Raw genomic sequence first — 11609 nt, forward strand, 5'->3', positions numbered from 1 at the left:
AATATGGAAAAAAAAGCAATGAGAGAAGGTTATGGTGAAACACTTGTAAAGTTAGGAAAAGAGAATGAGAATATTGTGGTTTTAGATGCCGACCTTTCAGGTTCTACCAAAACTGCAATGTTTGCAAAAGAGTTTCCTGAAAGGTTTTTCAATATGGGAATTGCAGAGCAGGATATGATTGCAACAGCTTCCGGGCTTGCTACAGTGGGCAAAATTCCATTTGCTTCTTCCTTTGCAATGTTTGCAACAGGAAGGGCGTGGGAAATAGTGAGGCAGGCTGTTTGCCTTGGAAATAAAAATGTAAAGATTTGTGCAACCCATGGTGGAATTACTGTGGGAGAAGACGGGGCAACCCATCAGGCTCTTGAAGATATTGCTTTAATGAGGGTTTTACCGAATATGTCAGTAATTGTTCCTGCAGATTACTATGAGGCAAAGAAGGCTGTTGAGTTTGCAGCAGAGTATAAAGGCCCTGTGTACATTAGAATGACAAGGTCTGCAACCCCTGTTATCTTTGATGAAAATTACTCTTTTGACTACGGGAAGGTTAGAGTTTTAAAAGAAGGCTCAGACATAACAGTTTTTGCATGTGGAGTTATGGTTGCTGAAAGTTTAAAGGCTGCTGAATTGCTTGAAGAAAAGGGTATTTCTGCAAAGGTTGTTAATGTTTCAACAATTAAGCCTATTGATGTTGAAGGAATTGTTAACGCTGTTTCAGATACAAAACTTGCTGTTACAGTTGAAGAGCACAATATAATAGGCGGTTTAGGTGGTGCAATTTCAGAGGTTTTAAGCGAAAATTACCCTGTAAAGATTAAGAGAATAGGAATGGAAGATAAATTTGGAAGGTCAGGAAAAGCTGGAGATTTGCTTGTTTACTTTGGCCTTGATGGAAATTCTATTGCTAAAAAAATTGAGGAGTTTTACAACAGCAATAAATGATTAAGTTTTACCATGTTTACAAGGCTTACGACAACAGGAAGCAGTTTGCTTTGAAGGATATAACGGTATCTATTCCAAAGGGAGAGTTTGTTTTTCTCACAGGGCCATCAGGGGCAGGGAAGACAACCTTTTTAAGACTAATTTTCAGGGAGTTGAAACCGACAGAGGGAAAGGTTGTTGTTCATAATAAAGACACAATGCATATATCAAAAAGTGACTTGCCTGATTTCAGGAAAAAAATTGGAGTTGTTTTTCAGGACTTTAAACTTCTTGAAAACAGGACAGTTTTTGAAAATATAACCTTTGTCCTTAAAGTGTTAGGTTATCCTGCAAGGTTTAGAGAGGATAAGGCATACAGTGTTTTAAAGTGGGTGGGTCTTCAGCATAAATTTAATGAATACCCTAAAAGTTTGTCTGGCGGGGAGCAGCAGAGAATTGCCATAGCAAGGGCTCTTGTTAATGATCCTTTGATTTTGCTTGCTGACGAGCCTACCGGCAACCTTGATTATGAACTTTCTATAGAAATTATGAAGCTTTTTGAAAGGATAAACAATAGAGGGACAACGGTTGTAATAGCAACTCACGATAAAAATATGATTGATATGTTTAAAAAAAGGGTTATAAGGCTTGAACACGGGCATTTAAAGGAGTGATTTTGAGGATTTTAAGCGACCTGTCTTTTTACACATCAGAGGGCTGGAAAAATTTTTCGAGGTCTAAGGGGACAACAATTATATCTATTTTTATTATTGCTGTGTCTTTAGCTATTATAACTATATTTTCCACCTTTTTTGTTAATGTAGATTTGTATTTAAAGAGAATGAGAACAGAACCTGTTGTTTCAATCTACCTTAAAAACAATGTTTCAAAGAGGGATATAAACCTGCTTAAAAATAAACTTTCCCTTTTTGATGGGGTTAAAGATTTAAAGTTTATCCCAAAGGAAGAGGGGTTAAATCTCCTTTATAAAAGATTTTCCCATTTAAAGGGTGTTGAAAAAGATTTAGGGGATAACCCGGTGCCGGACGCATTTATATTAAAGGTTAACTACAAAAAACTACCTGAACTTCAAGAACTTTTAATTAAGTATCAGGATATTGTAGAGGATGTTTATACCCCTTTTGAGTTGTTTTCAAAGATACAGAGTATTGCGGCAAGTTTTTCATTTTTTGCTTTTATTTTAACCTTTGTTCTTATAATTTCGTCAATTATTACAATTTACAATGTTATTAAAATTACAATTGTTTCAAGAAAAGAGGATATTGCCATTATGCAGTTGGTTGGCGCTAATATGAGGTATATTAGAATGCCCTTTGTTTTTGAAGGGATTTTGCAGGGATTTTTTGGGGGGATTGCAGGAATTTTAATAGGAAATTTATCAGTTGTTTACCTTTCTTCAAGATTTTTCAGAAAAGTTGAAGTTTTAAGTTTCCTGAAAGAGTTGCACATTTTACCTGTTGATATGCAGTTAAAATTATTGCTTTTGTCTGTAATATTTGGAGTAATAGGTGCTTTGATTGCCTCTTTACAGATTGATTACACCTGATTTACAGGTGTAATTGCCTTTCCCCCTCTTAATACAGCTTCAATGTTCTTTGCAACAAGCATTGACATATCGTTTCTCGCCTTTTCTGTTGCACTTCCTATGTGAGGTAAAATTACTACATTTTGCATTTTTTTCAATTCATCACTGATTTCAGGTTCAAACTCATAAACATCAAGGCCTGCAAAGGCTATTTTCCCCTTTTTCAAAGCCTTTATTAAGTCTGACTCTTTAACAATTGCTCCCCTTGCTGTATTTATAAAAACAACACCATCTTTCATCTTTTCAAACTCATTTTCTGTAAACATATGTTTGCTTTCCTTTGTTAAAGGTAGGTGGAGAGAAATAAGATCTGATTCTTTTAATAGAGTCTCAAAATCAACAAATTTGTACGGTAAATCCTTTTTAGTTTTTGAATAATAGATGATTTTTACATTAAACCCTGAAAGCATTTCTGCAAATTTCTGCCCTATTCTCCCCATTCCAACAATCCCAACAGTTGCATTGTCAAGTGTTTTTCCCAAAAATAAAAGTGGCTCCCATCCCTTGAATTTTCCCTCTCTTGTAAACCTATCTCCTTCCACAATTCTCCTTGATGCAGAAAGCATAAGTCCAAAAGCAAGTTCTGCTGTTGCATAGGTTAAAACATCAGGGGTATTTGTTACAATTATTCCCTTTTCCCTTGCGTATTCAACATCAATGTTGTTGTAACCAACTGCATAGTTTGAAATAACCCTTGTCTTTTCAGCGTGTTTTAATACCTCTTTTGAAAGGTTGTCTGAAAGCATTGAGATAATTCCATCATATTTTTTTAACGCTTCTATCAATTGATTATCTGGAATAATTCCCTCTTCTTCCCTTACATTAACCTCAAATCCCCTTTCTTTCAGGTAATTTATTCCAATTTCAGGTATCTTTTTTGTAACAAAAACCTTCATACTCCCTCCTTATCCCTTTCTCTTTATTTTATTGCGTTTAAAAATAAAATAAATTACAATTTTTCTATAGAGCACAAATTCGTTTAGGGGGATAAAAATGGCATTACTTGATTACGAAAAGATTTTAGGGGAAAAGGAAACCCGTGATTTGCTTGAACACAAGTGTAAGACAATTCCGAAGGAAATGATTCATGCACCTGGTCCAGATTTTGTTGACAGAATTTTTATTCAAAGTGACAGGAAACCTTCTGTTTTAGTTAATTTACAGAGGCTTTACAATACTGGAAGGCTTGCAGGAACAGGGTATTTGTCAATTCTTCCTGTTGACCAGGGGATTGAGCATTCTGCCGGGGCATCTTTTGCACCTAACCCTATTTACTTTGACCCTGAAAATATTATTAAACTTGCAATTGAAGGTGGATGCAACGCTGTTGCAACAACTTTAGGGGTTTTAGGTTCTGTTGCGAGAAAGTATACCCACAAAATTCCATTTGTTTTAAAGATTAACCACAATGAGTTGTTAACCTATCCAAACAAGTATGACCAGATACTTTTTGCGTCCATTGATCAGGCTTTTGATATGGGTTGTGCAGCTGTTGGTGCAACCATTTACTTTGGTTCTCCCGAGTCTTCAAGGCAGATTCAGGAGATTTCAAGGGCTTTTGAGTATGCTCATTCTTTGGGTATGGCAACTATTCTCTGGTGTTATTTGAGAAACCCTGCTTTCAAGAAAGATGGGAAGGATTACCATGTTGCAGCTGATTTAACAAATCAGGCAAACCACCTTGGTGCAACAATTGAGGCTGACATAGTTAAGCAGAAACAGGCTGAAAATAACGGTGGTTTTGTGGCTATAAACTTTGGTAAAACAAACAAGCTTGTCTATGAAAAACTGACAAGTGACCATCCAATTGATTTAACAAGGTATCAGGTTGCAGGTTGCTATATGGGAAGGATTGGCCTTATAAATTCAGGTGGGCCGTCAGGGGAAAATGACCTTGCTCAGGCTGTAAAAACAGCAATTATAAACAAGAGGGCAGGGGGAATGGGTCTTATCTCTGGTAGAAAGGCATTTCAGAAGCCTATGGATGAAGGTGTTAAACTCCTTAACGCTATTCAGGATGTTTTTCTGGACAAAGACATTACCCTTGCTTAAAAAAATTGCTTAATAAAAGCCGGGGGAACCCGGCTTTTTTATTTCAGGGAAATAGATTTTACCTTTTTTATTGCTTCATTTTCAAAAAACAAAGTGTCTATTCTGTTTGGTGTTATTCCGTAAAAAAAACTGCTTGATTGATAGTCTTTCAGAAAAAAGACATTGTCAATTACCTTCTCTTCGTGAAAGTGGCCGCAGAAAATAAAATTGCTATCTTTGAATTTTTGTTTTAATTTTTTTGCTGCAAGGGATAAGTCGTACCCATCAGGTAAAGGGCTTGTCTCTTTATTTAAAAATTTGTGGGCAACCTTAATTTCAAGGTTTTTTAAGCACCCTGTTTTCCACGCAAAGTAGCTTATAGGGTTTGTCAGGATAAAGTTTAACACCCTTGTTTGCCAGTCTCCAAAATAGTGTCCGTGGGTAAAGGATATTGTTTTACCATTTTCATTAAGAGTAAGGTGTTTTTCAGTGCAAAAATCAAAGTATTCTCCAAAGTTTTTGCACAGGAAAAAGTCCCAATTCCCCTCTATTAAAATAAATTTTGCTTTTGTCCTTAATTCTTTGATCTTTTCTAAAAGAGCCTTTCCTCTCCGGTGGTTATAGTATGATACACCGCTCCATACTTCAAAGACATCTCCTAAAAGAATTATATTTTCTGTTAATTCTACTGATTTTTTTAGAAGTTCAAGAAAATAATTAAATCTCTCTTTCCTGTTTTCTACCGGAAGGTGGGTATCGGTAAAGACAATGAATTTATATTCTTTTTGCAAATTCAATTTCTTCCTCTGTTATCAGCTTTTTCAAGTCTATTATAGGGATAACTTCTTCCCCCTTTTTCAAAGTCATTTTTTTAACCTGTTTATCTTCAACTTTTATTATGTCAAGGTATTGGTCTATATTAAGCCCAAACAGTACTTTATCTTTGATTTCGCACAAAACTATTCGTTTTTTTTCTGTATTATCATTTTCAAATTCAAATTTTCGTTTGTTATTCACAATAGGGATTACTTTGTCTCTAAATGAAATTATTCCCTCCATCCATTCAGGCATATCGGGAAAAGGCACAATGCCATTATTCCTTATTACAAAGTGTATCTGTTTTACATCTATTGCAATTTTTGTTTTTCCTATTCTTGCCAAAAGAAAACTCTTCATAAAAAAATTATAACAAAAAAGGGGGATTTTCTCCCCCCTTTCAAATATTGTATTGAAAAGTATGTATTAATCGCCGTCTAATAAGTCACCAAGCCCACCTAAAATTGAGCCTTCTCCCACTCTCTTTCCGCCTGTCTGAGGGGCAGCTGAGTAAATCCTGTCTGCAAGCCTTGAAAATGGCAGGGATTGAAGCCAGATTTTACCAGGGCCTGTAAGGGTTGCTAAAAACAATCCTTCCCCGCCGAATAGAGAGGTTTTTATTCCCCCTGTAAACTGCACATCGTAGTTTACAGTTGGTTGATAGGCAACAATACAGCCGGTATCCACTTTGAACTGCTGTCCCGGGGATAATGTTTTTTCAATTATTGTGCCTCCTGCGTGCATAAATACAAGGCCGTCACCTTCCAATTTTTCCATAATAAAGCCTTCTCCACCGAAAAGCCCAACACCTATTTTTTTCTGAAAAGCAATGCCTAATGATATCCCTTTAGCACAGCATAAAAAGGCGTCTTTCTGGCATAAAAGTGTTCCCCCAACATCCTTTAAGTCAACAGGAACAATCTTTCCTGGATAGGGGGCACCAAAGGCAACCTTTTTCTTTCTATTTCCCCTGTTTGTAAAATGGGTCATAAAAAGGGATTCACCTGTAATCATTCTCTTTCCTGCGCTTAAAAGCTTGCCCATAAACCCCTGATTTTCGTTTGAGCCGTCTCCAAACTTTGCTTCCATTTCAATACCATCTTCCATATACATCATTGCCCCTGCTTCTGCTACAACTGTTTCCCCGGGGTCTAACTCAATTTCTACAAACTGTAAGTCATCTCCGAATACCTTGTAGTCAATAACATGGGCAACCTGTGTTGTGCTTTGAGCTGGAACAGGTGGGGTGTCTCCCCCTTGATTTGAAAGGTACTGTGCAAACTCTGGGATTGAAGAAATAGGAACCCAGTTTTGAGTTATTCCTTGAGCATAAACAAGTGTATCCGGGGTTAACTCCCCGCTTTGAAGTTTTTTTATAACATCCTCTTTGCCGAAAGGCCCCTGTTGCTGGCCTGCAATGGCAATATACCACATAACAGCATCTGACATATTTTTCCTCCTTTTTTAGCTGTGTGCAATAGATTATACCATTAAGATAAATTTTTGTTGTGATGTTTGTCAATTATTGATTTATTTTTTCGTTAAATTCAATATTGTATTTTTTAATCTTTTTGTGCAGATAGCTTCTTTCAATTCCCAATAACTTTGAAGCCTGGCTGATATTCCAGTGGGTAATCTTTAATACCTTTGTTATATATTCCTTTTCGAATTCTTCTTTTGCATCCTTCAAAGAGAGAAGTGCTTCACTTTCAGGGGTTGTTTTGTTAATGGGATAAGGAATGTGTTTTGGCAGTATTTTATCGTCAGGTACCATTATCATTAGCCTTTCAATTAGGTTTTGAAGCTCTCTCACATTTCCCGGCCAGCTGTAAGACATAAGAATATTCATTGCTTCATTTGTGATCTCTTTAGGTTCAATCTTTTTTTCTGCAGCGAATTTTTTTACAAAAAACTCTGCAAGAAGTGGAATATCTTCAATTCTTTCCCTTAGGGAAGGCACATACAATTCAATTACATTGAGTCTATAGTACAAATCCTGCCTAAAATTCCCCTTTTCTATCTCGTCCTGCAAGTTTTTGTTTGTTGCTGCAATTATTCTTACATCAACAGGGTAACTTTTTGTTTCTCCCACAGGGGTTATCTCATTTTCCTGCAATGCCCTTAAAACCTTTGCCTGAGTTTTTAAACTCATATCCCCTATTTCATCTAAAAATAAAGTTCCGCCGTTTGCAATAAGGAATTTCCCTTTTTTGTTCTCAGTTGCCCCTGTAAATGCCCCTTTCTTGTGGCCAAAAAGTTCGCTTTCTATTAACTCCTCTGGAATTGCTGCACAATTTACATCAACCATAGGCATATGTGCCCTTTTTGACTTAAAGTGTATTGTCTTTGCAACTACTTCTTTCCCTGTCCCATTTTCCCCGTAAATTAAAATTCTTCCGTCGGAGGGGGCGGCAAGCTCTATGTCTTCAAGTAATTTCTGAAATAGTGGGGAAGTGCCGATTAATGGGGTTGTTTTGTTTAACTCTTCAAGCAACCATTTGTTTTTTTCTTTAAGTTTTTTTCTATCCAATGCGTTTTTAACTGAGAGTATTAACTTGTCAAAAGAAAGGGGTTTTTCAAGAAAATCAAATGCTCCTTTTTTTGTTGCCTTAACAGCAAGCTCTATTGTTGCATGCCCAGATATGACAATAATTTCAGCATCAATTCCATGCTTTTTCATGTACTCTATTAGTTCGATACCATCAATATTTTCCATCCATATGTCAGTTATGACAAGGTCTACCTCCTGACCTTTCATTATCTCAATTGCCTCTTTTCCGCTTGATGCAAGAAGGCAGAAGTACCCCTCTTCCTCAAGAATTGTTTTTAAGGTAAGCCTAATATTATTTTCATCGTCAACAATTAAAATTCTTTCTGACATTTTTCTATTACCTCTAAGCATTTGTTATAGATAAATTCTCTGAACTTTTCTATTTTAACAGGTCTTAAGCTTTCAGCAACAAAAACGATTAAAACAGAGTTATGGACAAATGCAAACCCTATTTTGTTTTTATCTTCATACATCATGACATATTTGCCCTTAATATCCTGGTTGTAATGCTTTTCCCATCCCTCAAACATTGAGAGGTTTATCCCTAACTGCCTTGTGTCTTTTGAATAAAGGGAAGCAAGGTAAATCGTTTCTTTAAAGATTCCTTCTTTTTTGGATAGTGTATAAGTAAAATACCTGTTGTCATAAGCCCAATTTTTTGCACCAAACAGGTTTTCAAAGAAATTTTTAGGGTTTCCAATGGTTTTTCCGTTTTCAAATTTTACTTTTACAGGCTCAATTGCCAAAGAGCGAATGAGGGGCAGAATGATTTTGTATATATTTTTCATTGTTGATGGGGTAATTGGGAATTCGTCTATTCTAATGTGGGTAGGGTCAGGGTTTATCTGGTTTAGAGTCGGGTCAACAGGGTACCATTTGCCGTTTAATTTAACCTCAACCCACATGTGGTAACCAAAGATGTTATCTCCCATTACAAGCCCAACAACGCACCTTGCAGGGATTTTTGCCTTTCTAAAAATTGCAGTTGCAAGAAATGAATGTTCGGTACAATCCCCATTTTTTTCTTTTAAAATTGTGTCTGTGTCAGCCATAACATTGTCAAAGTTTTTATTTTGTATGTAATTGAAAACGAAGGTAATGGTGTTTTTGACAAAAGAGTAGGTGTCTTTGCTGTTTTTTCTGATATTTTCTGTTATTTCTTTAAGTTTTTTATTATTAAGGTTTATTATTGGTGAGGATTTAAGATAGTTTTCGTCTCTATCAGGTTTTGCGTTTAAGGGTAATTTTACCCTTGAGACAGTCAATAGGCAGGATTTATTATCAAGTATTTTAACTTTTTGATTGTCTGTCTCAATTATTGTAAAGTCGTAAGGGGATGAATTTACAAGTTTATAGGTAATTTCAGAGACGCTGAATCCCCTTGGAACAAAGTATTTTATTTTTATCAAGGAAGGAGAAAAAATCTCTGCACCCTTTGTTTTTGTTTTCTTTTTTTCAAGCTTTTGGTTTACTACTTTAAACTCCATACCTGCAAAGTTCATTGTAGAAATTAGAATGTTGCCATTTTTATCGGTTAATCTTTCTTCTTCAGTATTTAAAGTCCCTGATTTAAGTATAAATTTATAACCTTTTTTTGTTTTTCCTTTGAAAGTTATTGTTATTTTGTCAAAGTTTAGAATATTCTGGTCAAATTTCTTTATTGAAGCCTGCTTTATCCCCTTTTCAATCATTTTTTTTAAAGTAATTTCCTCTCCGTAATCCTGCTTGACTTCTTTTAGATTAACGGGGATACTCTGTTTGCCCATTGGGGTTATCAGTATGGCTGAATTGTTTTTAAATAAAATCTGAAACTCAGGGAGTATAGAGGAGTTTCCCTCTAAATTACGGAAATTTAATTCAACAGGAGTACCATCTTTTAATTCTTTTGTTTTATACAGATTTTTACTTTTAATAATAGCTCCCCCTCTCTTTAAAGTAAGGGATTCCTCAGTTTCAGTTATAACAAAGTTTTTGTTAAAGGTTCTTTTTACTATAATTTCACCGCTTTTTTGCCCGTTTATATAAACAGAAAAACGGCTGGTTGCCCAGCCGTTTATTGTTATTATAAAAAGGAAAATAGGTATTAATTTTTTGGTCATTTAATCTCCAGTGACAATATTCGAAAATTACCGTCCTGGTAAACCTTCAAAATAATTATATCACCTTTTTTTAGTTTTTTAATTTCATTTGCAAACTGGTATGCATTTGTAATTGGTTTTCTATTTAACTCGGTTATAACTACCCCATTTCTTAAAAATTTGTCATAGGCTTCGCTCATTGGGTCTATATCGGTAATTACTACTCCGTTTACATCTTCCGGTAGTCTTAACCTATATTTTAATCTCGGTGTAATGTCCATAATTGAGAAGCCTAATTTTTCTTTTATTGATTTGGGAGAGGTATTTTCATTGTCTTTTGTTTCTTCCTGGCTTGTTGAGTTAAAATCGTTTCTTGAGTCAAGTGTTACTGCAAACTCTTTCTCTTTCCCGTTTCTTATTACAGTTATTTTCACTTTGTCCTTTGGTTTATGAGAGGAGATGATTTTCACAAGGTCGTCGTTTGTCTTAATTTCTTTCCCATTAACTTTAATTATAATGTCATAGGGTTTAATCCCGGCTTTGTCGGCAGCCATCCCGGGTTGAACACTTTGAACTAAAGCTCCATGGTCAACTCCAAAAGCCTTTTTGTCAGTATCCGACAATTTTGAAACTGTTACACCTAACGCACCTCTTTCAACCTTGCCGTATTTCTTTAAATCAGGAAGAACCTCTTTTACCAGGTTTATAGGAACTGCAAATCCTATGTTTTGCCCCTGAGCGCTAATTGCAGTATTTACCCCTATTACCTCTCCAGCCATGTTTACAAGTGGACCACCACTGTTCCCGAAATTAATAGCTGCGTCTGTTTGCAGGAATGATTCAAGTCCGGAGCTTAATCTTCTTCCCTTGGCTGATATAATCCCTGCTGTTACAGTGTGGTCGTACATTAAAGGATTTCCAATTGCGATAACCCACTCACCAACTTTAACCTTATCGGAATCTCCTAATGGCACATATTTGAGATTATTAGCGTCTATTTTAATTAACGCTATGTCTATTTCAGGGTCGGTACCAATTACTTTGGCATCAAACTTCCTACCATCTTTTAAAGTAACTACAATCTTTTTAGCCTTGTCTATAACATGGTTGTTGGTGACTATATAACCATCCTTAGATATTATAACCCAGAGCCCCAGCTAACCTGTTTCTGCTTTTGGGGTTGAGGTTGGAAATCTGGACCGAAAAAGAATCTAAAAAAGTCGTCGTTTGAGAAAGGGTTTATGTAAGGGTGTTCAAATATAGTTGTTGATTCAATTGTAACAACCGCCGGGTTAACCTCTTCTGCAATTGTGCTGAAGTCTGGTAAGGATACGATCTTTTTTGTAGTGGCAGCGTAAACCTTTGTTTTTGCAGCTGGAGAAATAATATCTCTGAAAAAATATCCCCACCCGAAAGACGCAACTGCAATAATTGTCCCAATTAACACTAATTTAAGCCTCTTTGACATATTTACCTCCAAATTTTAATTTCCAATTGTATATATGCAAAATTTATGCCCACTGCAATGTGTCATTTTGACATATAAAAAATATTTATTTTTGAAATGTTAATGTTAAAAATTTTTCAAAAAAACAATGTTGATATA

The 11609-nt window shown here is 35.7% G+C and carries 12 protein-coding genes; 4 read left to right on the plus strand and 8 right to left on the minus strand.

Going from position 1 to position 11609, the window contains the following annotated elements; translation table 11 throughout:
• Window positions 1-3: 3 nt before the first annotated feature.
• The 3 genes from TTHT_RS10710 to TTHT_RS10720 are packed head-to-tail and all read left to right on the plus strand — an operon-like array spanning window position 4 to window position 2488.
• Complete coding sequence (locus TTHT_RS10710; protein ID WP_201327976.1) at window positions 4-942, plus strand: transketolase family protein; 939 nt, start codon at window positions 4-6, stop codon at window positions 940-942.
• Window positions 939-1595, plus strand: coding sequence for a cell division ATP-binding protein FtsE (ftsE, locus tag TTHT_RS10715; protein ID WP_201327977.1), 657 nt, complete (start codon window positions 939-941; stop codon window positions 1593-1595). Before TTHT_RS10710 ends, ftsE begins: the two co-directional genes overlap by 4 nt.
• A gap of 2 nt (window positions 1596-1597) precedes the next feature.
• Window positions 1598-2488, plus strand: a complete 891-nt coding sequence (locus TTHT_RS10720; RefSeq protein ID WP_201327978.1) for a cell division protein FtsX — start codon at window positions 1598-1600, stop codon at window positions 2486-2488.
• On the opposite strand, the gene TTHT_RS10725 is transcribed toward TTHT_RS10720, so the two are convergent.
• Window positions 2479-3423 (minus strand): 2-hydroxyacid dehydrogenase, encoded by a 945-nt coding sequence (locus TTHT_RS10725; protein WP_201327979.1) that lies wholly within the window; start codon window positions 3421-3423, stop codon window positions 2479-2481. The two genes, TTHT_RS10720 and TTHT_RS10725, sit on opposite strands and share 10 nt — an antisense overlap.
• Window positions 3424-3520: 97 nt before the next feature.
• Between TTHT_RS10725 and TTHT_RS10730 the strand changes: the two genes are divergently transcribed.
• On the plus strand, window positions 3521-4579 hold the full coding sequence (locus TTHT_RS10730) for a class I fructose-bisphosphate aldolase (protein ID WP_201327980.1): 1059 nt from the start codon (window positions 3521-3523) through the stop codon (window positions 4577-4579).
• A 38-nt stretch (window positions 4580-4617) separates the two neighbouring features.
• Here the strand turns inward: TTHT_RS10730 and TTHT_RS10735 are convergent, their stop codons facing one another.
• The 7 genes from TTHT_RS10735 to TTHT_RS10765 all read right to left on the minus strand — a co-directional run bounded on the left by TTHT_RS10735 (window position 4618) and on the right by TTHT_RS10765 (window position 11471).
• On the minus strand, window positions 4618-5355 hold the full coding sequence (locus TTHT_RS10735) for a metallophosphoesterase family protein (RefSeq protein ID WP_201327981.1): 738 nt from the start codon (window positions 5353-5355) through the stop codon (window positions 4618-4620).
• Window positions 5333-5719: a chemotaxis protein CheW gene (locus TTHT_RS10740; protein ID WP_201327982.1), complete on the minus strand. Its 387-nt coding sequence runs from the start codon at window positions 5717-5719 to the stop codon at window positions 5333-5335. Before TTHT_RS10740 ends, TTHT_RS10735 begins: the two co-directional genes overlap by 23 nt.
• Before the next feature lie 81 nt (window positions 5720-5800).
• The gene (locus TTHT_RS10745) at window positions 5801-6823 is read right to left on the minus strand and encodes a TIGR00266 family protein (RefSeq protein ID WP_201327983.1); all 1023 of its coding nucleotides are present in this window, start codon (window positions 6821-6823) and stop codon (window positions 5801-5803) included.
• Between the two features lie 73 nt (window positions 6824-6896).
• Window positions 6897-8255 (minus strand): sigma-54-dependent transcriptional regulator, encoded by a 1359-nt coding sequence (locus TTHT_RS10750; RefSeq protein ID WP_201327984.1) that lies wholly within the window; start codon window positions 8253-8255, stop codon window positions 6897-6899.
• Window positions 8237-10024, minus strand: coding sequence for a transglutaminase domain-containing protein (locus TTHT_RS10755; RefSeq protein WP_201327985.1), 1788 nt, complete (start codon window positions 10022-10024; stop codon window positions 8237-8239). Before TTHT_RS10755 ends, TTHT_RS10750 begins: the two co-directional genes overlap by 19 nt.
• Window positions 10021-11160: a trypsin-like peptidase domain-containing protein gene (locus TTHT_RS10760; RefSeq protein WP_330873144.1), complete on the minus strand. Its 1140-nt coding sequence runs from the start codon at window positions 11158-11160 to the stop codon at window positions 10021-10023. Before TTHT_RS10760 ends, TTHT_RS10755 begins: the two co-directional genes overlap by 4 nt.
• Window positions 11142-11471 carry a hypothetical protein gene (locus tag TTHT_RS10765; protein WP_201327987.1) on the minus strand — a complete coding sequence of 110 codons (330 nt, stop codon included), beginning with the start codon at window positions 11469-11471 and terminating at the stop codon, window positions 11142-11144. The genes TTHT_RS10760 and TTHT_RS10765 overlap by 19 nt, the downstream gene beginning before the upstream one ends.
• Window positions 11472-11609: the final 138 nt, after the last annotated feature.

The sequence above is a fragment of the Thermotomaculum hydrothermale genome (assembly GCF_016592575.1).
In the GTDB taxonomy this organism is placed as follows: domain Bacteria; phylum Acidobacteriota; class Holophagae; order Thermotomaculales; family Thermotomaculaceae; genus Thermotomaculum; species Thermotomaculum hydrothermale.

What these genes read in the sequence shown, in the direction of transcription:
- TTHT_RS10710 (WP_201327976.1), top strand. Translation starts at nt 4, where the DNA reads ATGGAAAAAAAAGCAATGAGAGAAGGTTATGGTGAAACACTTGTAAAG.
- ftsE (WP_201327977.1), top strand. Translation starts at nt 939, where the DNA reads ATGATTAAGTTTTACCATGTTTACAAGGCTTACGACAACAGGAAGCAG.
- TTHT_RS10725 (WP_201327979.1), bottom strand. Translation starts at nt 3,423, where the DNA reads ATGAAGGTTTTTGTTACAAAAAAGATACCTGAAATTGGAATAAATTAC.
- TTHT_RS10730 (WP_201327980.1), top strand. Translation starts at nt 3,521, where the DNA reads ATGGCATTACTTGATTACGAAAAGATTTTAGGGGAAAAGGAAACCCGT.
- TTHT_RS10745 (WP_201327983.1), bottom strand. Translation starts at nt 6,823, where the DNA reads ATGTCAGATGCTGTTATGTGGTATATTGCCATTGCAGGCCAGCAACAG.
- TTHT_RS10750 (WP_201327984.1), bottom strand. Translation starts at nt 8,255, where the DNA reads ATGTCAGAAAGAATTTTAATTGTTGACGATGAAAATAATATTAGGCTT.
- TTHT_RS10755 (WP_201327985.1), bottom strand. Translation starts at nt 10,024, where the DNA reads ATGACCAAAAAATTAATACCTATTTTCCTTTTTATAATAACAATAAAC.
- TTHT_RS10765 (WP_201327987.1), bottom strand. Translation starts at nt 11,471, where the DNA reads ATGTCAAAGAGGCTTAAATTAGTGTTAATTGGGACAATTATTGCAGTT.